The sequence below is a fragment of the Symbiopectobacterium sp. Eva_TO genome (assembly GCF_053848865.1).
On the sequence record NZ_JBSPEY010000004.1, the window covers coordinates 3,063,224 to 3,086,909 of the forward strand.

The 23,686-nt window shown below is 56.5% G+C and carries 29 protein-coding genes; 6 read left to right on the forward strand and 23 right to left on the reverse strand.

The genetic code is table 11. The features are described 5' to 3' along the window. Positions 1–130: 130 nt before the first annotated feature. The 22 genes from ACWWJF_RS18275 to ACWWJF_RS18380 all read right to left on the reverse strand — a co-directional run bounded on the left by ACWWJF_RS18275 (position 131) and on the right by ACWWJF_RS18380 (position 16,902). Entirely contained in the window at positions 131–1,012 is an 882-nt protein-coding gene (locus ACWWJF_RS18275) for a phage tail protein (RefSeq protein WP_455870225.1), read from the reverse strand. After that, complete coding sequence (locus ACWWJF_RS18280; protein ID WP_455870226.1) at positions 1,012–3,450, reverse strand: phage tail tape measure protein; 2,439 nt, start codon at positions 3,448–3,450, stop codon at positions 1,012–1,014. The genes ACWWJF_RS18275 and ACWWJF_RS18280 overlap by 1 nt, the downstream gene beginning before the upstream one ends. A gap of 27 nt (positions 3,451–3,477) precedes the next feature. Further along, positions 3,478–3,603, reverse strand: coding sequence for a hypothetical protein (locus ACWWJF_RS18285; protein WP_455870227.1), 126 nt, complete (start codon positions 3,601–3,603; stop codon positions 3,478–3,480). Further along, complete coding sequence (locus ACWWJF_RS18290) at positions 3,572–3,895, reverse strand: phage tail assembly protein (protein WP_455870228.1); 324 nt, start codon at positions 3,893–3,895, stop codon at positions 3,572–3,574. Before ACWWJF_RS18290 ends, ACWWJF_RS18285 begins: the two co-directional genes overlap by 32 nt. 22 nt (positions 3,896–3,917) lie before the next feature. Then, on the reverse strand, positions 3,918–4,442 hold the full coding sequence (locus ACWWJF_RS18295; protein WP_455870229.1) for a phage major tail tube protein: 525 nt from the start codon (positions 4,440–4,442) through the stop codon (positions 3,918–3,920). A 36-nt stretch (positions 4,443–4,478) separates the two neighbouring features. Continuing rightward, positions 4,479–5,915: a phage tail sheath subtilisin-like domain-containing protein gene (locus ACWWJF_RS18300; protein WP_455870230.1), complete on the reverse strand. Its 1,437-nt coding sequence runs from the start codon at positions 5,913–5,915 to the stop codon at positions 4,479–4,481. Then, complete coding sequence (locus ACWWJF_RS18305; protein WP_455870231.1) at positions 5,912–6,535, reverse strand: hypothetical protein; 624 nt, start codon at positions 6,533–6,535, stop codon at positions 5,912–5,914. The genes ACWWJF_RS18300 and ACWWJF_RS18305 overlap by 4 nt, the downstream gene beginning before the upstream one ends. Then, positions 6,510–7,007, reverse strand: a complete 498-nt coding sequence (locus ACWWJF_RS18310) for a Gp37 family protein (protein ID WP_455870232.1) — start codon at positions 7,005–7,007, stop codon at positions 6,510–6,512. The genes ACWWJF_RS18305 and ACWWJF_RS18310 overlap by 26 nt, the downstream gene beginning before the upstream one ends. Continuing rightward, a complete protein-coding gene (locus ACWWJF_RS18315; protein ID WP_455870233.1) occupies positions 7,004–7,456 on the reverse strand; it encodes a DUF1320 domain-containing protein in 453 nt (150 codons plus the stop codon). Before ACWWJF_RS18315 ends, ACWWJF_RS18310 begins: the two co-directional genes overlap by 4 nt. Before the next feature lie 14 nt (positions 7,457–7,470). Continuing rightward, positions 7,471–7,824 (reverse strand): DUF2190 family protein, encoded by a 354-nt coding sequence (locus tag ACWWJF_RS18320; protein ID WP_455870234.1) that lies wholly within the window; start codon positions 7,822–7,824, stop codon positions 7,471–7,473. A gap of 3 nt (positions 7,825–7,827) precedes the next feature. Next, positions 7,828–8,766 (reverse strand): hypothetical protein, encoded by a 939-nt coding sequence (locus ACWWJF_RS18325; protein ID WP_455870235.1) that lies wholly within the window; start codon positions 8,764–8,766, stop codon positions 7,828–7,830. Further along, positions 8,759–9,772, reverse strand: coding sequence for a peptidase (locus tag ACWWJF_RS18330; RefSeq protein WP_455870236.1), 1,014 nt, complete (start codon positions 9,770–9,772; stop codon positions 8,759–8,761). The genes ACWWJF_RS18325 and ACWWJF_RS18330 overlap by 8 nt, the downstream gene beginning before the upstream one ends. Positions 9,773–10,061: 289 nt before the next feature. After that, positions 10,062–10,517: a phage virion morphogenesis protein gene (locus tag ACWWJF_RS18335; protein ID WP_455870237.1), complete on the reverse strand. Its 456-nt coding sequence runs from the start codon at positions 10,515–10,517 to the stop codon at positions 10,062–10,064. After that, a complete protein-coding gene (locus tag ACWWJF_RS18340) occupies positions 10,514–11,347 on the reverse strand; it encodes a phage head morphogenesis protein (RefSeq protein WP_455870238.1) in 834 nt (277 codons plus the stop codon). Before ACWWJF_RS18340 ends, ACWWJF_RS18335 begins: the two co-directional genes overlap by 4 nt. Further along, the gene (locus ACWWJF_RS18345) at positions 11,331–12,791 is read right to left on the reverse strand and encodes a DUF935 domain-containing protein (protein ID WP_455871164.1); all 1,461 of its coding nucleotides are present in this window, start codon (positions 12,789–12,791) and stop codon (positions 11,331–11,333) included. The genes ACWWJF_RS18340 and ACWWJF_RS18345 overlap by 17 nt, the downstream gene beginning before the upstream one ends. Beyond that, entirely contained in the window at positions 12,791–14,107 is a 1,317-nt protein-coding gene (locus ACWWJF_RS18350; protein WP_455870239.1) for a phage terminase large subunit family protein, read from the reverse strand. Before ACWWJF_RS18350 ends, ACWWJF_RS18345 begins: the two co-directional genes overlap by 1 nt. After that, complete coding sequence (locus tag ACWWJF_RS18355; protein WP_455870240.1) at positions 14,104–14,655, reverse strand: DUF3486 family protein; 552 nt, start codon at positions 14,653–14,655, stop codon at positions 14,104–14,106. The genes ACWWJF_RS18350 and ACWWJF_RS18355 overlap by 4 nt, the downstream gene beginning before the upstream one ends. 2 nt (positions 14,656–14,657) lie before the next feature. Further along, on the reverse strand, positions 14,658–14,969 hold the full coding sequence (locus ACWWJF_RS18360; protein ID WP_032116669.1) for a hypothetical protein: 312 nt from the start codon (positions 14,967–14,969) through the stop codon (positions 14,658–14,660). Between the two features lie 2 nt (positions 14,970–14,971). Then, entirely contained in the window at positions 14,972–15,295 is a 324-nt protein-coding gene (locus ACWWJF_RS18365; RefSeq protein ID WP_016858261.1) for a hypothetical protein, read from the reverse strand. Beyond that, positions 15,292–15,870: a hypothetical protein gene (locus ACWWJF_RS18370; RefSeq protein WP_455870241.1), complete on the reverse strand. Its 579-nt coding sequence runs from the start codon at positions 15,868–15,870 to the stop codon at positions 15,292–15,294. The genes ACWWJF_RS18365 and ACWWJF_RS18370 overlap by 4 nt, the downstream gene beginning before the upstream one ends. A gap of 37 nt (positions 15,871–15,907) precedes the next feature. Then, positions 15,908–16,510 carry a transglycosylase SLT domain-containing protein gene (locus tag ACWWJF_RS18375; protein ID WP_455870242.1) on the reverse strand — a complete coding sequence of 201 codons (603 nt, stop codon included), beginning with the start codon at positions 16,508–16,510 and terminating at the stop codon, positions 15,908–15,910. A gap of 38 nt (positions 16,511–16,548) precedes the next feature. Then, positions 16,549–16,902 (reverse strand): putative holin, encoded by a 354-nt coding sequence (locus ACWWJF_RS18380; protein WP_455870243.1) that lies wholly within the window; start codon positions 16,900–16,902, stop codon positions 16,549–16,551. Between the two features lie 276 nt (positions 16,903–17,178). On the opposite strand from ACWWJF_RS18380, the gene ACWWJF_RS18385 reads away from it, so the two are divergent. Beyond that, positions 17,179–17,946 (forward strand): DNA adenine methylase, encoded by a 768-nt coding sequence (locus tag ACWWJF_RS18385; RefSeq protein ID WP_455870244.1) that lies wholly within the window; start codon positions 17,179–17,181, stop codon positions 17,944–17,946. A gap of 29 nt (positions 17,947–17,975) precedes the next feature. Here ACWWJF_RS18385 and ACWWJF_RS18390 read toward each other — a convergent pair whose 3' ends face one another. Next, the gene (locus tag ACWWJF_RS18390; RefSeq protein WP_455870245.1) at positions 17,976–19,013 is read right to left on the reverse strand and encodes a hypothetical protein; all 1,038 of its coding nucleotides are present in this window, start codon (positions 19,011–19,013) and stop codon (positions 17,976–17,978) included. Positions 19,014–19,101: 88 nt separating this feature from the next. On the opposite strand from ACWWJF_RS18390, the gene ACWWJF_RS18395 reads away from it, so the two are divergent. Genes ACWWJF_RS18395 through ACWWJF_RS18415 form a run of 5 tightly spaced genes read left to right on the forward strand, consistent with a single transcriptional unit; the run spans position 19,102 to position 23,681 of the window. Continuing rightward, positions 19,102–19,386: a hypothetical protein gene (locus ACWWJF_RS18395; RefSeq protein WP_455870246.1), complete on the forward strand. Its 285-nt coding sequence runs from the start codon at positions 19,102–19,104 to the stop codon at positions 19,384–19,386. Between the two features lie 57 nt (positions 19,387–19,443). Next, complete coding sequence (locus ACWWJF_RS18400) at positions 19,444–19,764, forward strand: IclR family transcriptional regulator (protein WP_455870247.1); 321 nt, start codon at positions 19,444–19,446, stop codon at positions 19,762–19,764. Positions 19,765–19,776: 12 nt separating this feature from the next. Continuing rightward, on the forward strand, positions 19,777–20,727 hold the full coding sequence (locus tag ACWWJF_RS18405; RefSeq protein ID WP_455870248.1) for a DUF3102 domain-containing protein: 951 nt from the start codon (positions 19,777–19,779) through the stop codon (positions 20,725–20,727). After that, complete coding sequence (locus tag ACWWJF_RS18410) at positions 20,727–22,514, forward strand: integrase catalytic domain-containing protein (RefSeq protein ID WP_455870249.1); 1,788 nt, start codon at positions 20,727–20,729, stop codon at positions 22,512–22,514. The genes ACWWJF_RS18405 and ACWWJF_RS18410 overlap by 1 nt, the downstream gene beginning before the upstream one ends. A gap of 12 nt (positions 22,515–22,526) precedes the next feature. Next, positions 22,527–23,681, forward strand: a complete 1,155-nt coding sequence (locus tag ACWWJF_RS18415; protein WP_455870250.1) for an AAA family ATPase — start codon at positions 22,527–22,529, stop codon at positions 23,679–23,681. Positions 23,682–23,686 lie beyond the last annotated feature (5 nt).

Below are 23,686 nucleotides of genomic sequence, written 5' to 3' on the forward strand. Positions count from 1 at the left end.
GTGCCCATTGAAATCTGACCCATCCTGCCAAAGTAAAACTGACCCACCTGTTTTTGTTTGGAATCGCTTATTCCTCAGGGGGTAGCGCTTAAATGGGCACACCAGGTCAGTTTCGGATCGGTAGTGACACCTAGCGACGCGTCACCAGATGGCCGGTCAAGCGGCTTAGCAGCGGGGCTACGTCGTTCCAGGTACTGACCGCACCGCCCACCTGACCGGCCACCGTATCCAGCACCCCGGGCAGTGCCTGGCTGGTACCGGGCGTCAGGCTGCCCAGCGTGTTCTTCGCCTGGCTGGCTGTGGTCGCCACCTTGCCCGCGGCACGGGTCAGGCTACTTGCCGCCGGAAAATGGGCTTCCAGGCCGGCCAACAACGGCTGCGCCTGTATCAACGGGGTGGCCACCTCACCCAGGCTATTAATGACCCCAGGGACGCGCGTTAACGCCGCGACCGGATCCGTTTTCATCTGGCGCGCCACCCGGATCGCCTGTGAGGCCGTAGCCAGTGCCGACTGCGCCTGACGGGCCAGACCCATCGCCCGCGATAGCGGTGTACCGCTGCCGATCGCCGGTGTTAGCCCGGCGGCTTTTCTGTTCAGTGTCGTGGCCATCGCCGGCGGCTTAAGCGGCTGGCGCAGATCGCCGGTAAATTCACGCAGACTGATATCGACCTCCAGGCATTGTGCGATACCGTCGGCATGGGCTAACAGCGTGCGACCGGTAAGCGTGGTGATCACAAAATGCCCCAGGTACTCGCCATTGCCGAGCACAAACGCCAGTGCCTGATGGGCACGACAGGCGGCCTGTAGCCGTTGCCATTGCGCGGTCGGTTGACAGTACTGCTGATGAAATCGCACGCTGAGGCGATATTCATCCCCTTTATCGCCGACCCACTGCAGGCCGGGCTTGCGGCCAATGCGCGCCTGTTCGGCAAACTCACCGCCGAGGGTCGCTTCCAGTGCGGTAAAGCCGGTCTGTAGCTGCACTTCAATCTCACCGAGGATCGCCAGCATCAGTGAAAGGCCCGCCGTTGTTGTTGGTGCATCAGCTGCGCCAGGCGTTTTTCCAGCTCACGGACACTGATAGCCAGGGCTTCGCGTAACGCCGCTGGGGCCGCCTGGGACTGACCGTTCATCACAATCTGCGGCGCAAAGGTGATCTGCATGCCTGAAAATGCCTTCCCCTGACCGGCAGAGGGGATCGGGGTATCAGGCCAGCGGGGTACACGCGGGGACGGCGGTTGCATCAGCGGCATCAGGCCGCCGACGGCGCGCTCTAATGCGGGCGTGGTGCGGGTAATGCCCACCACCGCGCCCTGCACAATATTGTCCCCCAATCCGGCAAACACCGTTGAGGGACTGTGTATGCCGAGCGTCTCCTTAAACCAGCCCGACACACTGTCACCAAAATGGACAATCGTCTCTTTGGCGGCGGTTAAACGACTTTTAATCCCGTTGACCAGGCCATCAATCAGCTGGCGACCTGCATCGGTAAAATTGGCGGGCAGTTCAACATGGAAATAGCCCATCACCCCGGCGAAGGCTTTATAGAACAGTCCCACGGGCGACCAGTTAAGGATAAGTGCACCCACATCAGCCATACCGCCGGAAAACGCCTGTTTCACCTCGGCCCAACGGGCCTGAAAGAAAGCGCTTATCGGCGCCCAGTAGCGGACAATCAGGTAAGCGCCAGCAGCAATTGCGGTGATGGCCAGTCCAATAGGGGTAAACATCAGTGCCCGCCCCAACCACAGCAGCGCATGACCCGCCAGGCGCAGGCCTGTCACCAGCCCACCGGCCAACACCTTACCTAATCGTCCCGCACTGCCCGCGAAGCGGCTTAAGCGACCACCCATGCCAAAGGCGGTGCTGAGTAATAACCAGCCGGTACGCAGCCGGGTAAACCCGCCCCACAGCAGGCGTATCGGTGAACCCAGCAGATTAAGTGCCAGACGAACAGCCAGCAGTGCGCCCTTAAACAGCAGGAGCGCACCCACGGTTTTGGCGATACCGCTGACCAGTTGCGAGTGGGTTTTGACCCAGGCATTGGCGGTGCTCACATAAGGGAGTACCGTCGCGGCTAAACTCCCTACCGCCGGTTTGAGGGCATCACCGAGACTCAGCGACAAATCCTGACTGGCGATAGCCAGCTTTTTCATCTGTTCAGTCGGTGATTCAAGCCGTTTTTTATAGTCACTGCCTAATATATCCTTGTCAGCGGCGGCCAGGGCCTGGGCGCGGATTTGCCGGTACTTGTCCATATTGGCCAGCATCGGACGCACAAAGGCCATCACCTGCATATCGGCAAACAGTTCACCTAACCCAAAGTTCTGTTGCAGGGCCAGTAACGCCTTATCGCGCGCGGTATCATTCTGTAGCGCCATCGCCGATTTAAATTGCGCCAGCGCCTCGGGACTCTTTTGCGCCAGATAGGCTTGCAGGGTATTCATCATCCCTTCAATCGGCGAAATCCCGTGCGCTTTTTGCTGCATTAAGGATTTTTTAATATCGATACCGACATCCGCAAAACGTTTTTGGGTTTCAGGAGCATACAGTTTTTCAAGAAAGTTATTAAAATTGTTCGCCGCTTTATCGGTGCTACCGGCACCGATTTTGGCTACCTGCAAGGCAGCGACCATCTCCGCCACCGCCGCTTTACCCTGGGCTATGTTGGCCATTTGTGGGGCCAGCTCCGGCAACCACTTGACCTGGTCAGCGATTTCAAATGACCCTGCCTTACCCCCTTGCGCCATGATGTTCTGTACCGCAGCAAACTCTTTCGCGGCAATGCCCAACGACTGCTGGGTGGTCACCGCCGCCTGTGCCCACAGTTCAGCGGAGGTGCGGGTGGCGGTTGCGCCGCGGGCGATGTGTGGCAGGTAGGCGCGAATAGCGTCCAGGCTGTCAATGTTATTGCCAATAAGCGCACTGGTGGCGGCCTGTAAATCATCCTGCGTCTGGTTGTATTGCTGGCTCCAGGCGCGGATATCGTTACCCAGCGCCGCCTGGGTGGCACCGTCGTAACCGGCGGTGATACCCATATCGACCAGATTGTCCTGAAAGGTCATCGACTGCTTGACAGACGGCGCGACCGCGCCCACCGCTGCCGCCGTGGTGGCACCTAACGCCAGCCCTTGCCCCATAAGGGCCTGTCGTTGTTGTCCGGCAATCTGACTGGCCATCATAGTGTGATGTAAACGGCGATGCTGTTGCTCGAGACGGGAAAGCGTCTGGCCCACCCGACCCAGCTCGCTATTGAGGTGACGCGCAGCCTGCCCGCCCAACTGACCGTAGCGGGTCATTGCCTGAGTCAGTTGTTGCTGGCGGGTCTGCAGACGACGGGTGGTGTCCCCTAACAGATTGAGGCTACGCCGTGAATCGCCCATCGCCGAGCGAAAGGCACCGGCCACCGCTCCCTTAATCACCACCCCAATCGAAAATGTACTCGACACCACGTCACCTGCCTTTGTTACCGCTGATTAACGGTTACCGTTTTGCCCCTGTTCCTGCCGGATTTGGGCGGCGGCTTCCTGTAAATAGTCCTCAAACTCCATCACCGTCAGCGCATCCAGCTCACTGGGCTGCCAGCGGAACCATCTCGCCAACAGCGCCTGTGCCTGACGCAGTGCCTTCGGCGAGTGCATCCAGCCCCGCAAACTGACGAAAGTGGCCTTGCAACTGTTGATAATCCACCAAATCCATATTGTCGATATCTTCCGGTATCAGGCCGGTCATGCGGGCAATCAACAGGCTGTCCCAGTCATTGACGTTTTCACTTAAGCGACGTACCGCCTTGATGTCACTGACCTTGAGCCGGTTTAAGCTGACCTGGGTTAGCCTTTCACCACTGCCCAGGGCATAAGGGTATTGCAAGCTATAATGAATACGGTCTGTCATCATCACTCCTCGGATTGTCAGGTTAAGCACCCAGATTGGCGCGATAATCGGTGAGCCTATCTTCACCGTTGATTTTAAAAATATTGGCGATCACATCCAGCTCCAGCAGCACCTGGCCATCCATCACCTGCTTGATATAGCTGCAGGTAAAACTGCTGCTCATCTCCGGCACCTCATGCTGCTTAAAGCTGCCCAGCACGTTTTTGCTGAACATCACCGTCATAAACACCGCCACCGGCAGTTCATCTTGGCGACCCTGTGCCGGATTATAGCGCTGCAGGCTGCCGCGACATTGCAGTGGATACGCCTTGAAGGGATTGGCGGTACGCAGCGCCACTTCTTCATACAGGCTGGTCCAGTGAATCTCCCCTTCCAGCTTGTCAAACCCTGCCGGTAACTGAATTTTGCCTATCATCCCCAGCGCCTGATGCTCCTGCTGCACCACGTTGATTTCCGGTAGTTTGATTTCTTTTGCCCGACCTATCAGACTATTGCCGTCCAGATAGACATTGGCATTGGTCATAAAATGCAGTGCATTACCCGCCATGACGCGCTCCTTCTTCTGTTTTTTGCTGTCTGGTTATCATGATGAGACCTTGCTTTTCAGTATCGTCAGATATTCATCGGTGATTTCTGTTTCAAAGGTCAGATGCTCCATGGGTGGCGGCGGGGTGTATTTGTAATTCAGTTTCAACTGCCCCAGACTGAGCGCATCCTTGGTGTTGTTCGCCGGGTCATACCAGCAGTGAAAGCCCAGCAGCGCACCATCGGCAATCAACCTCCTGCCATAGCCATTGACCGATTCGGTCAGCGCATCAATCAGCCCCTGATTAATGGGGCGATCAATATATTGCAGACTGAAATGGCGGATAGATTCATTAATCATGTCCCCGGTACGCCGCACATTTTCAAAATTCTTCAGATGCGTCACGGTCGGCCAGGCCGCGGTGCGGTTGCCCCACAGGCGTAATCCGCTACCAAAGCTGTTAAATACCGTGGTAATGCCGTTCTGGTTAAGCAGATTGACCTCGCTATTGGCATCGTCAATGCGCGCACTTAACGGGCGCTCAATGCCCACAATGCCCATCAGTGCCTGATTGGAAGACGACCACCAGAACCCTTTTTCCCGATCCACTTTTGCCCGCAGACCCGCCGCGCGCGCCGAGAGCGGCTCCAGGCGAGTCTGGTTTGTTGCCTTGTCATAGACCTTGACCTGCGGATAACACAGGCGTACCCGGTCAGAGGCGGTATTAAAATTAATCGTGCCTTGTGGCCCCCGTCCGGCTATCGCCTGGGCAAACGTCGTCCCCGCTGGGGCATCAATATAGGCGATGGCCTCACATTGGTCGGCCAGGGCAATCATGGCGGTGGCCACGGTATTGAAGTGCGAGAAGCCCGGTGCAATCAGCAGCTTCGGGCGAAAGCCAAACAGGCTGTCGGCATTTTCCAGCGCTTTCATACCGGTACGCTGGTCAGCGGCATTGGTGGTACCCAAAACTTCAGCGGCGGTCACTTTTGAGACATCCTGGGTGTTATAGGTCACACTGACCGTGCCACCCTGTGCAATGCCGCCGGTGATGACGCGGGTGACTTTTCCGGTTGCGGATGCCACGGTATAGTCGGTCGCCACCTGATAGGTGGTCTGCCCATCGGCGCTTTTCACCACCATATCGCCCACGGGTAACTGGCTCAGTGTGGCACTGTGGTGCGTGCTATCGAAGGTGACACTTTCTGCGGTTATCGTTTTCTGATGGCTTTTGGGATCAAACACATTGACCACCAGAACCGTCCCGACACCGTGGTCATAGATAGCGCGCAAGGCTTGCGGCAGGGTAAATCCACTTCGCTCATCGCCAAACTGAGCGGCATCTTTTTCCGATGTACACAGGGTCAGGGTATTGACCGGGCCTGTCGGCGCGGTACCGACCAGCCCAATCACGGACGATTCTCCCGTTTTGACCGGACGGGATCCGCGTTCAATTTCCAGCGTATCAACGCCGTGATGGTGCTCTCTACTCATGGGGTGACCTCGTTACTTTTGGTGTCTGATGGCACTTTGCCGCGTTTTCTGCCGGTCATCACTAACGCTGTGCTGACCGGCGCTTCGACGGGCCTGGCCTCATCAGAGGGAAGCGCCACGGTGTCGCCCGATGAGGTGATTGCCTGTGCCAACGGTGCCGTCACGATGGGGTCGACGGGGGTTGCCGCTTCCTGACCCAGAAAGGTTAAATAGCCCTGGGCTTCCAGCCCCAGCACATAATCGTTATCCATCGGCAAGGTCACTTCCTGACCCGGCCAGAACATCACATCCAGGATGCGGCCATCCGGTAAACGTAATGAAGCACCCCCCATCTGTTGGCCGTCATAACGATAACGGGCCGGTTTGCCGGTCGGCTGTTGAGCCTGTTGTGATCGTTGTTCAAAATCAGTCAACGGTTTTGCCGGTTCAAAGGGCGGATCGGGATAATCAAAGCCCAGAAAAGTCAGATAGCCCTGCGCTTCCAGCGAGACAATAAACGGATGATCGACCGGCACATCGACCACCTGACCGGGATAAAACATCACATCCTGGGTACGGCCATCAGCCAGACGCAGGGGGGCCCCATTCGGGGATTCACCGTTGTAGCGAAACTTCGCCATAAGCCACCTCGTTATTCTCTGTCTTCATGAACGCTTCCCGGGTACGCGGTAAAGCCTCCTGCGGGGCGTCCTGCACAAACCAGGTTTCGGTCGCCACCGTCAGCGCGTATTGCCATAAGCCCTCGGATTGCCCCAAAAAGACCTCATCAATCAACCACAGCGGGCGGCGACAGTCGGGTGGCATAAAGCCCCCGACGGCCTGACGCAGCGTATCGAGCAGGGCAATCGCCCCGTCGTTACCGTTAAGCTGACGCATCACCAGGGTCAGCGTGAAATGCAGCACACGGGGCTGGAATACCATGCCCACATCCTGAATGTCGCCAAAACGCGAGCGGGCAAAACTGAGCAGCACCGCGCCGAGTGGATGATTGAGATGAAAGCGTTCCGGCTGCTCAGGAAAGAAGGTGACCTCCAGCTGCGGTAAGCGTTTTGTCAGCAGGCCCAGGAGGGCGCGCATGATATCGAGCGTCATTCAAACTCCTCCAGTAAGCCACCCGGGCCACTAAAGCGCGCGGGACGGGCAAGGACATGAAAAGCCCCCGGCTCGGGGAGCACCTGACCACTGGCAGCGATACCTAACGTCAATTTTCCGTCACGCAAGGCTTCCAGCATTTTCAGGCTGCCGCGATACACCTCTTTTATCGCCTCGGGCAGTTGGCCTTCGGGACGACGCAAGTACAGCCGATGACTGACCAGATTGACCGCCATATCGCGCAGTACCGTGGGAACGGTCTGCAGCGGCAGGACGTAACGCCCGCGCAGATGAGCATCAATCAGCTCATCGGCATAGCGGATAGCGTCGTTCAGCACCTTGTCGTTGATCGCATTGGGCAACCTGCCCCCGGTCAAACCCTCGCCAGAGACATCCTGCGTTAGCTGAACCAGCGTATGGCGCGACAGCAATTGCCCGATATCCTCCAACGTGCAGTAGGCCATCAGATACCTCTGACCATTCGGATGATCTCACCTGCCGCGGTAGCGGCATCCAATGCTACTCCCACCGTTGAAGCAGGCAGCCCGCCACCGGTTAACGCGCTTTCTGATACCACTCGGCCTTCACTGTCGGCCTTGAGCAGCTGGCCGGCGCTAATCGCGGCACCGGCCTCTACCGCCATGATGCCCAGCACATGAATCGGTACGCTGTCGCCTTTTTTACCGGAGACCTCGGCGACACCCAGTTCCGTCCCGGTGCCCTTAAAGGGTTTTGCCGTGATGCCCACCAGTCGATGGACGGTTAAATCTTCCACCGCCACGACGGTGGTGGTGAGTACCACCTGTTGCGTCACCATCTTTTACGCTCCTTTAATGCCACTAATCAGATACCCGGCTTCACTGCCCACCACCGCGACCTTGTAAATATCGGTGTAGCGGATATTGACCACCTTGCCGCCAACACTGTCAAAGCGATCGGCCAGCGGCATACCCTGTCGGCGGAAGGTATAACCAAAGGAAGGCATATGCTCATCCGCGCTATCACTGCCGGCTGACGGAAAATTGACAACATGCAGCATCAGGTTATCTTTCCACAGGTCGGTAGTGGTTTTACCGTCTTTCGCCAGCTGAACGGGCGCGCCAATCAGCACCTCATCCACCTGGAATAAATCTTTTAAAATTTCTGTGGTGATACGCTTGCGTTCATTCCCGCCGAGCGCCTTCTGTAGCACCTCATGGAAGCGCAACAGCGCCATCACACTGGCCCCCATGGTAATGACGTTGGGGCGCAGGCCGATATTGGCCCGCACCACTTCCATCCCGGCTTCAATCTCTTTCAGCGGATCGCCATTTTTCTTGTTCCAGGCGGCCTCGCCCGTCAAGGCTTTGGTGGCGTTGCTGGCATAGACTGAGGCAGATTGGGCCAGCTCGGCGACATACTGCTCACGGCGCAACAAAATACCGTCGGTGGCGCGTTTAATCGCCTTGATTTCTTCATTGAACATCGATTCTGCCTGTTCGCGGTGATCGACCGGCACCGCTAAATCATGCTCATCGAGCACGATATCGGTGAACGCCTGTTTTTCTCTTAACAGGATATTGCTGTTGGCCCCGACCGCGCGTTTGGTTTCATACAGCGCCAGCCGTCCTTTACCAAAGGTCGGCACCTTAACGCCTTCTTTTTCTACCCTGACGAGAGGAAACAGCTTTTCCCCAATCAGGCTGGCATTGCGGTATTCAGCGGCAATGTGGGTCAGCACCGGGTCGTTGGCCCGTTTGCTTTTTAAATAATCAGACATGGGACTCTCCTGTCAGGCAGCGTTTCACCGCCGCTTCGTAAGGGATGGACTCACGCGCCTTAAGCGCCATCGCCTGTTGATGCAGCGCATCCGGATCGGCGGCCTGCTCAGTAAAGGCAGCGCACCCTTGCGGTGTAGCGCGTCTGCCCGACACCGCCTGTGGGCGAAAATCAACCAGCGGGGTGGATGAGGTGAGCAGCGATTTGACCGCTTCTACCAGCGGACGGGTGTGACTGCCTTCGGTAAACTCCAGCGGTTTTTCGCTGTGGGTCAATGCATCCAGTAACGCGACGACAACCGGTTGTCCCGCCGGGGCCAGTCGTCCGTCGTTCATCAGCGTTTCGGCAAAGGCCACATTGGCGTCATGAGCCACTTTAGCGGCCTGCGCCGCCTTTTCGGCCTGATGGACGCTAATCTGTTGCTTTAACACCGCGTTCTCGGCTTCCAGCTGTTTTTCGGTTTCGGTTTTTTCCACAGTGAGGCTCTCCGTTGTGGGATAAGGGTTGACGACCTTAGCGTCAGAAAATGCCAGGGTCTCGGTGGTTAGCGCAGGGGGTTCAGATGGAGTACCCACATAGTGGCTCAGTAACGCCCGTAACCGAAGTAGCAGCGAGTCGTGGCTGCCATCCAGCAGATCTTCGGTAAACTCCACCACCCCGTCCTCGGTATCTGCAAAAGAAACCGCGCGTAGCCCTTTGACGGCAGGCGGTTGTGCGCCAAGAAAACCGACATGGCGTAAATACAGGGCACCCGGGGCCGGATTATTCGGCGCGTGGGGTAAATAGAACGACGCCGAGATTTTTTTGTAGCGGCCCGCCGTTACCAGTTCAGAAAAAGCCGGATCAACCTGCTGCGGCTCTGCCAGCAGATCACGTCCTTGCGCCGACAGCCTTTTGATCCAGCCGTAAGCGGGTGCATCGGTGGTTGGATGGCCGGTCACTATCGGGGCTTCATGTAACGCCGGATCGTAGGCATCCGCACAGGCGCGCAAATCCTGTTCGCTCACGTTCAGGACTTGCCCATGGCTATCCGTATGCCGACCGCGCGTAAAAATATGCAGGGATTTCATGGCACCTCCATTAACATCATGGCAGCAGTGTATGCCGGGTCGGCGCATTTCCCTTTTAAAGGGCTTTAAAGATTTTCATTTGCGTCTTTTTTGAAGACAAATGAATGACGAGGCGGCTATCAGGAATAACCGCGTCAGGAAGGGGTTTATAAAGCTTTATAAAGGGCGGAAACGCGCTCGGGTATCGCGTTGTATCATTTAAGCACCCGAACGTGTCAGGCAGCGCTTAGCAGAGGCTAGCCTGTTGCAAATAATCAAGCACTTCATCGAGCAGCTGGCGTTTGACTTCAGCCTGTAGCTGTCCCGTCTCAGATACCGGCAGATACGGACGGGGTGGTAGCGTCACTGACCCACCGCGCCCCGCTTTCCCACCCTGTTGATGAAGTCGGGCATAAACGCGATGGGTGCCGACCATCGCCTGATGCGCATCATAGTCCGGCGTCACGCTGCGGCGTAAATACCCGTCCTGGGAGAGCGTCATGCCCTGGCGGGCGAGGGCCGCAACCGAGGGTTGCCAGCGTGGACGCCCCTGCGCCTCAAAGTTCAGGTCGGTGGCGGTTTTCAGCGTTTCAGACCAGCGTCGCATCAGCGGGGTCAGGTCGTAAGCCGCTTTCTCCAGTTGATTCAGCGCCTGTTTAATGTCGTTATCGGTTATTTCAACCGAGAGAATAGTAGCGGTCATTCCGGTCTCCCCAGGGTGTTAACGGCCAAGGGGTGTAACGGCCCCTGATAGCGGCTTAAGTCCGGTCGATAGCCTTCACCGGGATTATACGACCAGCCGATATCCGGGGAAAACACCGTATGATTGTCGAGCGTTAGCTGGGCCACTGGCCGCATTTCGCCGGTTTTGCGCGAGACCACCTGCAACGACCAGCGCAGACGGTCACCGGACGTTTCCACCGTAAGCCCGCGCGCCTTAACGTCACGCGCAGACAAGGCAATCATGCTACAGCGACAGCGCCAGCCATTGGGCGGGTAGAGTGCACGCCATACCGGGTCATCGGCAGGAAACACCCGGCCATGCAGCGCCAGATGGCTTTTGCGGGTACGGTTATCGCGTATCGCCACATACATCCAGTAGGGACGCGCCGCAACATTCTCCCGCATTTCAGCCCAGCGCCCGGCGTTGTACAGGGTAGTCAGATTGGTGCGGTAAATCGTCTCCAGTCGCGGCGGGCTACCCAGCTGCACCGTCACCGGCTCACCGCTGACCGGGTCGGTGGTGGCCTGCTCGCCCCACCATCCCTTGGCCTGCAGTACCGGGGTCAATTCCTGGGCAAACCACTGCCCAGTTTTGCCTTCCACCAGGGCGGTTTGCAGCGCCTGATACATGTCCTGCAGAATATCGAGTCGCGTCACCTTGGCCACCGTCGCGCTCTGCGCATGGGCGGCTTGCCAGACGTCCTGCCAATCCCAGGAAAAGGTAAAGCCTTTGGCTTTTAAGTAGGCTATCGCCCGTTTGGGCGGCAGGCTAAACAGCGCCGTCAGTTCGTTATCATTGAGTGTCGGCATGTAACCTCCCCCAGACGTTGGCAACAAACATCACCCGGGTTAAGGTCTCCTGGAGGGCGTCTGCCTGCATCTCGGGGTAGAGTGCGGTCAGTTTCTCCCTCAGTTCGCGGGGAGCTAAACCGGATTGTACGGCTTGAAATAAGGGTGCCAGTAGCGGTTGTAGCGTCTTATCCAACGAGCCACTTTTCATCAGGCTGTCCAGTGCCCGGTCAAGCTGCGCCTGGGCATCGTGCATGTTCTGCGTCTCGCCTTCGGCAAAGGCCAGCGAGGGAGCAGAGGGGGAAGGGGTTTCCTGTTGGCTTTCCATCAGCAAATCCCCCGGTTGCAGGCCATATTCACGCTGATAGTATTGCGCGCTGAAAAAGCCCGCCGTTTGCGCCAGACTCAGGTCACGCTTGGCCTGCACCTCATCGATGGTCTCCTGCTCCCACAGTCGCCATGTTGGCACGGGGACATCACCAAAGTTCAGTTCAACCAGCCAGCGGAGTATCTGATTCACCGCACTCATCACCATCACCGCATCGCCATCGCGGATATCGGCGGCCACTTCCAGCCCGGCCTGGGCGGAAGCGTGATTGGTTTCGGCTTCGGTAGTCTGGTTCTGCCCCAGCAGCGCAATGGTAATTTCACTGCGCGCCATCTCAATCAGGTCTTTGTACAGACTGCTCGACGCACCTTTGGTGGCGGGCTCCTTGAATTCAATACTGCTGTCATCCGGGATAACCGCCACCGCATCCTGCACCATCTGCTCGAGGGAGTGCAGCAGCGGGCCGATATGCGCCTGGTCCTGGCCGCGCGGATGATACCCAACTACCCAGGGGGTGCCGTACTTTTCACTAAAGCGCATCCAGAACGACCAGCCGGCCTTCTTGAACGTCACCGGCCAGAAGCACAGCGACAGGTCGGCAAAGCCGTAGGGGTTATCAAAGGTGGCGTCTTGGGTCGCCACCACAAATTTGCGCGGCGGTAATAACTCGCCCGCCAGTCCCGACTGCTGGGCCTGAAAGCGCAGGCGGTTCTCCGCATCAAAGGTAAACCACTCGGGGGGCTTAGCCACCACATCGGTCACTACCAGATGGCGACCGTCTTTTGCCCAGGTCAGTTCGGCGGGTTGATAGCCAAAAAAGGCGGCGTCCAGCAGTTCACCGATGAGTCGGTTCATGTCCCACTGTGCTAGCGTCTGTTCAATAAAACGCACCACCAGGGCGGGCGCTTGCCCCACCTCCAGTCCGTGCTCCAGGCATTTGACCGCCGATTTACGTCGCCGGATACTGCTGCCGACCAGGGGTTCGGCGCGTAACTGGCGGTAGACGCTAATCGCCTGGCCTCTGGCGCGTAATATCGGGTCGGGATTGGGTAAATGGCCGAACAGTTGCCCCAGGCCCGCCGGACTGCGGGCGCGGGTGGCAATGTCACTGAACAACGCTTTTTTATCGATAATCATCAATATCCCTCCAGCAAGGATGAGGCCTGCCGTGGGCAACAGGAGTAAGCGCGCACCGGGCCGTGGGGTTGGTCGGCGGCGTTAAGCGCTAAAAACAGCGCCCAGGCACGGTCAGCGTGCCCGGCGGCATCGCTCTCGGCGACAAAACGGGGCGCGCCAGTCGGACTCATCACTTTTTTCAGTTTATGCAAATCGGCCCGTAATGCACCATCACCCTGTGGCAGTCGCAAGCGCCGGTCTTCAAATACCTCTTTACCGCGTGTCGCCAGCGTCAGCTTGTTGGGGGGCGTGAATAACACCCCTTCGACCCGCGTACTGCCATGACGGCGTTTGGCATCTTCCACCGGCTTTTCGCCGAGACCAGTCTGGTCGATACAGCACCGCAGCACCCGGTAGTGGGCAAAGACCGCATCGAGCAGCGCATCCTGCTCGGCAAAGGGGGCACGCTTGCGGGTAATGATGTCGCGTGTCCAGTACACATCGCCCACCTGTTCAATCACCCATATCACAAACAGGTCATGGCGAAGACCGATATCGACACCGACAAAACAGGGGCCACCCTGATAGTGCTCAGGCTTGCCCGCCTGCGGGTGTTCAACGCCGTCAATCAGGTCATAGGAAAGCCAGGCAGCGGCTTCATCCAGCCAGTGCAGTTCAAATTCCTGCGCCCAGGCGTCTTCATCATTGAGCGCCTGTTTGAGGGCGGCCACATCCCGTGGCAGGCCGTCTTTGACCGCCTGGTAAATATCGACCCGATGGCGTGACCAGATGCTGTCCAGTGACGGGTCGGTCATCAGCTCATAAAACTTATTGCCCTTGCCATTGGGGGTGGAGGTAACGCGCAGCTTGTAGCCATTTGATATCACCGGAAACAGCGCTGCCCAGATTTTGCGGCTATCGGCATGAAAGGCAAATTCATCGAGAAAGACATTGGCGGCAAAGCCGCGCGCCGTATCCGGGTTGGCGGGGAGTGCGGTAATACGCGAGCCGCCGGGCAGCTCCGCCTCCAGCATGGTGTAACGCTTGCTGCCTGGGCCTTTCACGCTGCCTTCGATTTCACGGATGGCCAGACCGTACGCCTGGCAATGCTTTTTGACCCCTTCCTCCATCGCCTCTTTGGCCTGGCGCTCACCGCGTGAGAGAATGACCCAGCGGGTGCGACCGCCACGGGCCTCGGTCTCAAAGCAGTCGTCAACCAGCTCTAGCGTGGTGGTAAAGGTTTTGCCGGTCTGGCGGGCAAACTGGCCGATTTTAAAGCGCGACCGGTCGAGGAGCCAGTGCTGTTGGTAAGGGTAAAGCTCGAGTGCCGCGCTCATTGGATGATCCCGTAAATCTGTTGACGGACACGCTGCACGGTTTCCAGGCTGACGTGACCGTCGTTGTTTTTGACTTCCTGCTCCAGCTCATCGAGACGGGCGGCGATTTTCTCGCGTACCTCCGCCTGATAGCGTTTGAGACTCACTGACGAGCGGGTCAGGGTGGCAATACTTTTGCCCACCTTGGCTAACAGAGAGGCGCGCTCTGCCGGCTCCATCTCTTCATCACTGGCCTCACGCACATCAATCAGCGCGGTCAGGATATCGGCCTGAATGGTGGCGATAATCGCCTCTGAGCGCTTATCCTGGTCGTCTTCCGCCCCTTCGGTAATGACGCGTGCCATCTCGGTGGCTTCACGAATGGCGGCAAAGCGGCGCTGCACTTTCTGGCCGTAACGGGAAATCTGCGCCCGACCAATGCTATAGCCTTTCTCACGCAGCAACGTCTCCAGCTCGCGGTAGCCACTGAAATTGCGCTCGGTCAGCGCCCGGTCGAGCCATTCACGCACCGATGGGGGCAATACCTCGATATGACTGCGCGGTGCCATCGTCACTCTCTCCAGTATTTGGCCGGGCGGGCAATGCCGGGGATATCGTCGGTGACGTATTCCACCAGATTGACCCCTTCCGGCATCAGTGTGGCGGTCCATGAGCGTGCGGGCGGTCGGGTCAGGCGTACCAAGCTTAAGCCCTCAAGGAACAGTAACTCTTTTTGCAGCTCCAGCATGGTCATGTCCGGGTAGAGCGAATGGCCCACATCCCACAGCAGCCGGTCATTGGCCGGATAGGGCCGCGCCTTGTTGACCACCTGCAGTAATACCCAGCGCAACCCTTCGCGGCGCGCCTGTTCGGTCTCTATCATCCTTATCCTCCTGCCACCTGACGCAGTTGTATCGTTTCCAGCTTCTGGTAAATCGCGTCTAACCGGGACTCCACCACCTGCTGATAATGAATAAATTCGTCGCGCCGGACATAACGTTCCGGCACCTCCACCTTGAATTCCAGCACCTCGCGCTCAAGGCGTGCCCCTTTATCGGACGCGTCGCGCATCAACCGCTCGAGTGACGCAAACCGCTCGGCCTGACGCTTTTCCGTCTCCCGGATAAACCAGCGGGCCAGCCCGGCGAGAAAGCCTGCCAACCCAAACAGGTAGCTCACCAGTACCCAGAAATCGACCTGTAATGTCATGGTGTTAATCCTTCAATATAATCCAGTAACCCGTTTATCTGTGCCCGCCAGACCTGACATTGCTGCCCGTTGTCGGTGATATTGGCGAGGATATCGCGCTGGGTGACCGGGCTGGGTCTGAGCGGCTCACCAGCGGACGTAATGGTCCTGGACGTGTTGCCAGTGCCGCGGGTAAGGGCGGCAGGGACTGAACCGTTAACGTCTGGCAGCCCGAGGGCGGCGTTGTAGTGTTGCACGAAGCCACGAGTAAATACGCAGGCCACAGCATGAGCCTGACCTGTTTCATCTTGCCAATGTTGGGTAACATCCTCTATCCGCCGGGTTAAGTGTTGGGTTTGGGTGCGAAGCTGCGCAATGCGATTCAGGTAGTGCTGTTCGGCCTGATGCGCCAGCTTCACCTGATGGGTAAAACGCTGTTGCAGCGCTTGCAGGGTTTGCGCGGCCTGCTCGGCGCGCTGTTTTTCCTGAATGGCAAACGCCTCACGCAGCTGACTGATTGTTGCCGCGCAACGTTCGGTTGAGCGACCTACGCTGTGTGTGTAGCCGTGCCACCAGATGCCCGACAGCAGCGCCATTATCAGCACCCCGCCGAGGCTTTTGAGGCTGACTGCACTAAACACAGCTTGCCCCTCCCCAGGTCAGGTAACGCGGTGCCAGGCTTTTTAAAATACGGCGGGGATAATGGCGATTCTCACGCCAGGCACTTGCGCCGCGTCCGGCATTCACCCGCTCAATGCTGTCAAACCAGCGCTGGCCGTCGTAGCCCTGCCGTTTTGCAAGACGGCGGTCACGCTGTACCCAGCCCAGGCCACCGTTGTAGGCCGAGAGCGTCATCGCCATGCGCTCACACGCATTCACCGCCGACAGGCGTTGCCATAGCCAGCGGTCGAAACTCACCAGCGCCCGCAGGCTCCAGCCGGGATTAAGCGGCGCTTTGGCTGCCAGTTCCGGCATTACTTCCCCAATCCATGCCGTGGTCGCGGGCATAAACTGCCCCAGCCCCTGCGCGCCGATGCGGTTGGTGATACCCGGCTGCCAACTGCTTTCGTGGTCAATCTGGGCGGCAAAATCCGCCACCGGCGCATTAAGGCCCCATACCAGACGGGCGTTGCGTATCAGGTCAGCCCGGTATGGCAGTGCTGCGGGCGGGGGATGGGCGGCATTCGCATCAAAGGCACCACCCAGCAGTAGCATCAGCAAAAAGAACAGCATCATGCCGGGTGGGTTATCGGGGTGTTGGTGGTTATTCATCATCACAGCCCCATCGCCACGCCAAGGCAGACTGCGGCCACAATCACCGCTCGGCGCAGCTGCGCGGCGGCAAACACCTGATGGCAGCCGCCGCGCACCAGATGTCGACCCTGTGCTACCTCCGGGTGGTCATGGTGCAGGTATTGACCGGGACGGGCCTTGGGGAACAGCGAGCGGTCAAGCCAGTAACCTACGACTGCCGCCAGGGTGATCAAGGCCAGCTTGTAGAGTACCACCGGTAATTGCTGCGGTGAGACCAGGGCAATCACCAGCAACAGACCAGCCGCGGTGAGCAACCAGCCGCCGAGGCGTGGGGTTTTAAAGGGGGGTAACATCAATTTTTTTCGGGTTTTCATTACTGTCTCCCTCAATATCAGGCAGACAGTGTGACAAAGTAGTGCGCTAAACGCTTTTAAAGCGGTTTACTAGTGGGAATGGCAGGGCGTGGTTAGATTATCCTCAGCAATTGCCCCGAATGTGGCAAGGGAAAAAGCGCGACCCACCCGGTGCGCTAACACCGGACAGGCCGTCAACACACAGACCCGACCTGTGAGTCAACCGTGGCGCTTTCCGTTCTCGAGAACAGGAAAGAGTCTACCTTAATTTCCATTAGTGAAAAAGGCTTACAGACAATGCAGCAAAATTTCTTACCGATACTGCCCTGGATAGGCGGTAAACGACGGCTGGCCAAACAGATTTTACCGCGCTTCCCGGCGCACACCTGCTACGTGGAGCTGTTTTGTGGCGCAGCGGCGCTCTTCTTTATGAAGTCACCCAGCAAAGCGGAAGTGATTAACGATATCAACGGTGAGCTGGTCAATCTCTATCGGGTGCTGAAACACCATCTGGAAGAGTTTATGCGCCAGTTTAAATGGGCGCTGGTCAGCCGGGCAATGTATCAATGGTTGAAAATGACCCCGACCGAGACCTTAACCGATATCCAGCGGGCGGCACGCTTCTACTACCTGCAAAAACAGGCGTTCGGCGGCAAAGTCGCTGAACACACCTTTGGCGTGACCACCACCACGGGGCCACGCCTGAACCTGCTACGCATGGAAGAAGAGCTGTCGCTCGCTCATCTGCGATTATCACGCACCATCATTGAACAGCTTGATTGGGCCAGCTGCATCGCTCGCTATGACCGTCCGCACACGCTATTTTACTGCGACCCGCCGTACTGGGGCACAGCGGGCTATGGCGTGGATTTTGGTCTGGCGCAATATGAAAAACTGGCGGGTATGGGACGAGACCTGGCGGGCATGATGATTATTTCGGTCAATGATATTCCTGAAATGCGAGAAGTGTTTCAGGACTTTGCGATGGAGAGTGTACCGATTCGTTATAGCCTCAACAGCAATCAGCCCACCCAACGGCGTGAGCTGATTATTACCGTTAAATAACCCCCTCCGCTGCAACGGAGAGGGATGGGTCATGCGCGGCTGCGGGCGGCTTTTTTCTCTGCCATTGCCGTCAAGGTGCGTTTAGCCACTTCGCGTGTTTCGCCGGGAATATGTCGAAAGGCGGTTAACACTTCCGCCTCTTCCTCATCCCGCACCACATCGAGCGCACTGGCTTCATCACTACGCTCACCTGTCATCACGTAATTGAGATCGACCCCTAACGCTTTCGCCGCGATTAAGTAGCCCGCATCCGGATGTCGCTCACTTTTTTCGTAGTTGTACTGAGTGAGTTTTTTGACCCCACAGCGTTCGGCGAAGATTTCTTGGCTAAGCCCCAACCGCAGGCGCTCGGATTTGAGGCGTTCTCCCACGCCTTCTAGCGTCAGCGTAACCCACTGCTGTGCATCAACGGGTGTTTGTTCATCGCTCGCAGCAACCGACGAGGTTTTGCCCGCCAGTTGCTGGCTTAGCTGTTGCAGTTGCTTCTCTTTTTCAGCCACCAGTTGCTGACTGCGCTTAAGCGCCGCTTCATCTTTACGCAATGCTGCCTTTAACTCCCTGACTGACATACGGTCGACCTCATCTAGCGTCAAGCCCGCAATGGTGCCGCCTTCGGCCAGTTCGGCGAGATCTTCGTCGTCTTCTAACATCAGCTCATAGAGTTTAGATTTTCCCAAATCTAAAAACGTTGAGAGGTTTGGTGCCAACTTTGGATTCATGTATTTGATTGTTGCCTGCATGATTCTAGCGGCTGTGCCATAGTTGAGACCCAATTGATTAGTGATAACTTTTGTGAATTCCCCATGAGGTTCATTCTCTTTCAGAATAATCAGCCTCTTCCCAGCCTCCAGCATGGCTTCGGCACTTTGTGCCATATAGAAGCGCGCTTCATGCACAATGCGCTCGCGTTCATAGGGTAAGCCATCGCCGAAACGCGCCATCACCTCCTGTTGGGCGCTCTTTTCTGCACTTTTTTCAGGGTATGCAATTGCCCCTCCCCCCCCCGCAATCGTGATATTGTCCGCCGTACTGACAGACAGGCTGGTTGCCGCTTTTTTCTTTGCCATACAGGTCTCCTTTAGGCCGATAACAGCCCGTGGTCTTTAACGGTGATAAGAAATATACAAAAACAGACAAAAAAGACTTTACATTATTTTGTATGTTATTGTATATTTATTTTTAACTTTTTATGACGGAGATAACACCATGTCACTGCAACACCCCGCTGACTTTAAGCGCTGTTTTTATGACCATGTCTACCAGCACTATCGCTCCATGAGGGCTTGGGCTAAGGCCAACGACTTTAACCACAATCATGTATCTATGCTACTGAATGGCCGCTGCCAAGGTTGGCGCGGGGAAGCGCGCAAAATCAAACAGGCCATTGAACAGATAATGGGTTCCCCCATGCCATCGGGCAAAAAGCGCCATAAAAAATAACATTCGCCTGTTTCACTGACGGTAACACAATTTCCATTAATGAAAAAGAGGCATCCGATGAAAAACACCTTATTACTGCACCCTTCTTCACGTACACGGCGGGCGCTGCGTATTTTAAAAGCCATGAAAGGGCATTACCGCGACGGCCTGTCTAATAAAGCCTTGGCGGCGCTAATCAATGACTCTGCGGCCAATATCAGTCGCACCCTGCCGTTTTTAGTGGAAGAGGGCATGGTTGAGCGGCGCTTCAATGGGAATTACGCCCTGAGTGAAGAATTGATACAGATTGCCCTTGCCTTTTTTGATGAAACCGAACGTGCACAAATCAAGATGGCAGAAAGGCATGGCCGCTGCGTAGCCTCATCGTCAAAACTGTAAGAGGAAAAAATAATGGGTAGAAAAGCATTACCGATGACGGCTGAAATCACCCCCGAACAGCCTTTGACACCGGATTTAATGAACAACCTTAATGCCCTGGCTGAACATCAGCAGGCCATTATGGATAAGTACGGCGAGGGTCTGCCCTATGAGCGTGAGCGCATTGTGCATGAGGCGCGCTTTTATATGGCACAGAGTGCCGAAGCCATGCTAGAGGCTGGGAAGAGGCTGATTATTCTTAAAGAGAATGAGCCGCATGGGGAATTCACAAAAGTTATCACTAATCAATTGGGTCTCAACTATGGCACAGCCGCTAGAATCATGCAGGCAACAATCAAATACATGAATCCAAAGTTGGCACCAAACCTCTCAACGTTTTTAGATTTGGGAAAATCTAAACTCTATGAGCTGATGTTAGAAGACGACGAAGATCTCGCCGAACTGGCCGAAGGCGGCACCATTGCGGGCTTGACGCTAGATGAGGTCGACCGTATGTCAGTGCGGGAATTGCGGGCAAAACTGCGAGAAACAGAAACCATGCTCGAAGCTAGCCGCGACCGAGTCAGAGAAAAAGAAGAAAAAATCAATAAACTGAGTGACAAGCTGATGCTCGATCAACCTCGACCATCAGGGGAAGAAGGCATACGTCAGCTCCGTGAAGAGATTGGCCTGGTGGGCTTTGATGTCAAGGCCATATTAATGGGGCGCTTTCGGGAAGGGCTGGAAAAACTGAGCAGCCACAGTGGTGATATCACATCCCACGCTGATTATTTAGCGGGCCTGCTTAATGATATTGAGTTTGAAATCAATGTGTTACGCAGTGATTTTGCACTACCCCACCACGCAGTATCAGCGTTGGTTCCTGACTGGGCAAAAGCCGATGCGGATGCCGACGATGCCGATTTTCAGTTACCGGAACACCTGCGCGGCACTGGACAGGATAATGTCGAGGAGGTGGTGTAATGAACCCCATCCTGACCGAACGCCTGTTAACAATAGCCCAAACCGCCGAAAGAGCTGGGCATGGGGGCAAAGACGCGGTGTATCAGACCGGATGTCAGGCACTCGGTATTTCCAAAGCCACGCTGCTGCGAAAAATCAAGCAGGTCAGTTATAAACCGCCGCGCAAACAGCGGGTGGATTATGGCACCAGCGCCCTGACACGCGACGAAGCCCTGTTGATATCGGGCGTTATCATGGAAGCAGAACGTAAGAATGGCAAACGCCTCTACAGTCTGCGAAAGACGGTTAACGACCTGCGGGCTAATAACCTGATTGATGCCGGGTATATTGATAATGAAACCGGTGAGTGGTTCGCCCTGTCGGTCGATGCCATCAGCCGGGCATTGTACCACTATCGTCTACACCCTAATCAGTTACGGGCACCGGCCCCGTGTGTCCAACTAAAAACTGACCATCCCAATCATGCCTGGCAGCTGGATGCGTCGCTGTGTGTGCTCTATTACCTGAAAAATCCCGATAAAAAACGCACGACACGCGATAGCGGCCTGCGCATGATGACAGAGGCGGAATTTAACAAGAACAAGCCCAAAAATCTGGCCCGTATTGTTAATGACCGCATCTGGTCATTTGAACTGACCGACCATACCAGTGGCTGGATTTACGCCGAGTACCGTTTCGGCGGCGAAACGGCGCAAAACTTTACCGATGTGCTGATTAATGCCATGCAAGAACGCGGTGGGGCCGACGTACTGCATGGCGTGCCACGCATCCTTTATACCGACCCCGGTTGTGCCCTGGTCTCGTCCACCCTGCGCAACCTGTGTAAAGCCCTTGGTATTCAACTTATCGCCCATAAAGCCGGTAATGCCCGCGCTACCGGCTCCGTGGAAAAGGCGCGCGACATTCTCGAGTGCCATTTTGAATCCGGCCTGCGGTTTGTGCAAGTCAATCATATTGATGAACTGAACCGCCTGGTCGGGTTATGGCGTAAAAAGTATAACCGCACCGCACTGCATCGCCGTACCGGCATGACTCGTACCGACTGCTGGTTACGCATTACCCCTGGACAGTTAATCAAGGCGCCGTCGGTTGAAGTATGCCGTGAACTGGCCGTCAGTCTGCCGGAAAGTCGTAAGGTTGACACCTATCTTCGCGTGTCGTTTAACGGCAAACAATATGACGTTAGGGGGGTGCCGGGTGTTTGTAACAACGATTGGCTACAGATAGTCCGTAATCCCTGGCGCGACAGTGAAGCGCAGGTGGTGATGATGAATGAGGACGGCATGGAAGTCTTTTACCGGGTACCGGAAGTGGTGAAAGACGAGTACGGTTTTCCCCTCAACGCACCAACACTCGGCGAATCCTTCAAGGCATTACCCCACACCCCTGCGCAACACCATCTGGCGGAAGTCGAGCAGGCGATGTATGGCACTACCTGTCCCACCGAAACCGCTGCCGCGCAAAAAGCCAAGGCGCTGCCACTGGGCGGTCGCTTTAACCCTTATCTTGACAATGAACGCGATACCCCGCCGATTTACCTGCCCAAACAGGGTCAGGTCTCCACGGTTTGCGCCCCGCGTTTTGAAGAACGCTTAAACCCGGTCGTGGTGGTTCAACAGTTGCGAGCGCGTTTCCAGTCGGCGGGCAAGACCTGGCGCAGTGAATTTTACACCACGCTAACCCAGCGCTTCCCGGACGGGATTCCTGCTGACCAGGTCGATGCGCTGGGTGATGAGCTGATGGCCCAGTCCACCGAGGTGGTGGTCAGTCTGGCCAGTCACGGTTAACGGGAGGCCATCATGCTGAAACTGAAAACCCTGTTACAACAATACAATCTGACCCAGGCGGCACTGGCCCGTGCACTTGACCTTTCCGAGGCGACACTGGCGCAGATAGTCAACCACCATCAGTGGCCGAAACAGGACACCGACGCGCTAAAACAGCGTATCCGGGCCTGGTTACGTGACCAGGGTATCTCGGCGGACGACTGCTTTAACGGGGTAACGCCCAGCGGCAAGGAAAAGCGCCCACTACCTAGCAATGAGGAAGACACCATGTTACTAAAAAAACAGGTATTACTGCCTGCCACCAAAAAGCATTTTGGGCTGTTTCGCGCCCCATTTGATGACAACGCAGTACAAGGTCATGAAGATGTGTTTTTAACCCCTGAAAGCCGTTATGTGCGTGAGGCATTGTACCAGACCGCCCGCTATGGCGGCTTTATCGCCGTTATCGGCGAATCCGGTTCGGGTAAAAGCACGCTGCGACGTGACCTGACTGACCGTATTTATCGGGAAAACGCCCCGGTGGTGGTGATTGAACCCTACGTGCTGGCGATGGAAGACAACGACCATCAGGGCAAAACCCTGAAAGCCGCCAGTCTTGCCGAGGCTATTGTCCATACCCTGGCCCCACTGGAAAAACTCAAACGCTCACCCGAAGCCCGCTTTCGTCAGCTACACCGACTATTAAAAGAGAGCAGCCGCGCCGGGTACAGCCATGTACTGGTGATTGAAGAAGCCCATTGCCTGCCCATCCCGACCTTAAAGCACCTCAAACGCTTCTTTGAGCTGGAAGATGGCTTTAAAAAACTGCTGTCCATCGTCCTGCTGGGACAACCCGAACTGGGCGACAAGTTATCCGAACGCCTGTTAGCGGTCAGGGAAGTGGTACAGCGCTGCGAGGTAATTGACCTGCCGCCGCTGGATGAACACCTGAACGACTTTCTTGATTTCAAATTTAAACGCGTCGGTGGCGACACGAACAAAGTCCTTGGCCCTGATGCGATACCGGCACTGCGTCAACGCCTAAGCTGGCTGCGCCCGAAAAAAGACACGCCGGTCAGCCTGCTTTATCCCCTGGCTATCGGCAATCTGGTGACCGCCGCCATGAACCTGGCCGCGCAAAACGCCATCCCGGTTATCGATGCCAATATTATTCACAGTGTGCATTAAAGGAG

Excerpts from the sequence above, each read along its gene's own strand:
- ACWWJF_RS18320 (WP_455870234.1), bottom strand. The coding sequence starts at position 7,824 with ATGGTGACGCAACAGGTGGTACTCACCACCACCGTCGTGGCGGTGGAA.
- ACWWJF_RS18300 (WP_455870230.1), bottom strand. The coding sequence starts at position 5,915 with ATGAGTAGAGAGCACCATCACGGCGTTGATACGCTGGAAATTGAACGC.
- ACWWJF_RS18345 (WP_455871164.1), bottom strand. The coding sequence starts at position 12,791 with ATGATTATCGATAAAAAAGCGTTGTTCAGTGACATTGCCACCCGCGCC.
- ACWWJF_RS18410 (WP_455870249.1), top strand. The coding sequence starts at position 20,727 with ATGAACCCCATCCTGACCGAACGCCTGTTAACAATAGCCCAAACCGCC.
- ACWWJF_RS18415 (WP_455870250.1), top strand. The coding sequence starts at position 22,527 with ATGCTGAAACTGAAAACCCTGTTACAACAATACAATCTGACCCAGGCG.
- ACWWJF_RS18340 (WP_455870238.1), bottom strand. The coding sequence starts at position 11,347 with ATGCCGACACTCAATGATAACGAACTGACGGCGCTGTTTAGCCTGCCG.
- ACWWJF_RS18360 (WP_032116669.1), bottom strand. The coding sequence starts at position 14,969 with ATGATAGAGACCGAACAGGCGCGCCGCGAAGGGTTGCGCTGGGTATTA.
- ACWWJF_RS18335 (WP_455870237.1), bottom strand. The coding sequence starts at position 10,517 with ATGACCGCTACTATTCTCTCGGTTGAAATAACCGATAACGACATTAAA.
- ACWWJF_RS18295 (WP_455870229.1), bottom strand. The coding sequence starts at position 4,442 with ATGGCGGGTAATGCACTGCATTTTATGACCAATGCCAATGTCTATCTG.
- ACWWJF_RS18350 (WP_455870239.1), bottom strand. The coding sequence starts at position 14,107 with ATGAGCGCGGCACTCGAGCTTTACCCTTACCAACAGCACTGGCTCCTC.
- ACWWJF_RS18380 (WP_455870243.1), bottom strand. The coding sequence starts at position 16,902 with ATGAAAACCCGAAAAAAATTGATGTTACCCCCCTTTAAAACCCCACGC.
- ACWWJF_RS18400 (WP_455870247.1), top strand. The coding sequence starts at position 19,444 with ATGAAAAACACCTTATTACTGCACCCTTCTTCACGTACACGGCGGGCG.
- ACWWJF_RS18405 (WP_455870248.1), top strand. The coding sequence starts at position 19,777 with ATGGGTAGAAAAGCATTACCGATGACGGCTGAAATCACCCCCGAACAG.
- ACWWJF_RS18310 (WP_455870232.1), bottom strand. The coding sequence starts at position 7,007 with ATGACGCTCGATATCATGCGCGCCCTCCTGGGCCTGCTGACAAAACGC.
- ACWWJF_RS18365 (WP_016858261.1), bottom strand. The coding sequence starts at position 15,295 with ATGACATTACAGGTCGATTTCTGGGTACTGGTGAGCTACCTGTTTGGG.
- ACWWJF_RS18355 (WP_455870240.1), bottom strand. The coding sequence starts at position 14,655 with ATGGCACCGCGCAGTCATATCGAGGTATTGCCCCCATCGGTGCGTGAA.
- ACWWJF_RS18390 (WP_455870245.1), bottom strand. The coding sequence starts at position 19,013 with ATGGCAAAGAAAAAAGCGGCAACCAGCCTGTCTGTCAGTACGGCGGAC.
- ACWWJF_RS18275 (WP_455870225.1), bottom strand. The coding sequence starts at position 1,012 with ATGCTGGCGATCCTCGGTGAGATTGAAGTGCAGCTACAGACCGGCTTT.
- ACWWJF_RS18305 (WP_455870231.1), bottom strand. The coding sequence starts at position 6,535 with ATGGCGAAGTTTCGCTACAACGGTGAATCCCCGAATGGGGCCCCCCTG.
- ACWWJF_RS18290 (WP_455870228.1), bottom strand. The coding sequence starts at position 3,895 with ATGACAGACCGTATTCATTATAGCTTGCAATACCCTTATGCCCTGGGC.
- ACWWJF_RS18370 (WP_455870241.1), bottom strand. The coding sequence starts at position 15,870 with ATGGCGCTGCTGTCGGGCATCTGGTGGCACGGCTACACACACAGCGTA.
- ACWWJF_RS18385 (WP_455870244.1), top strand. The coding sequence starts at position 17,179 with ATGCAGCAAAATTTCTTACCGATACTGCCCTGGATAGGCGGTAAACGA.
- ACWWJF_RS18375 (WP_455870242.1), bottom strand. The coding sequence starts at position 16,510 with ATGATGCTGTTCTTTTTGCTGATGCTACTGCTGGGTGGTGCCTTTGAT.
- ACWWJF_RS18325 (WP_455870235.1), bottom strand. The coding sequence starts at position 8,766 with ATGTCTGATTATTTAAAAAGCAAACGGGCCAACGACCCGGTGCTGACC.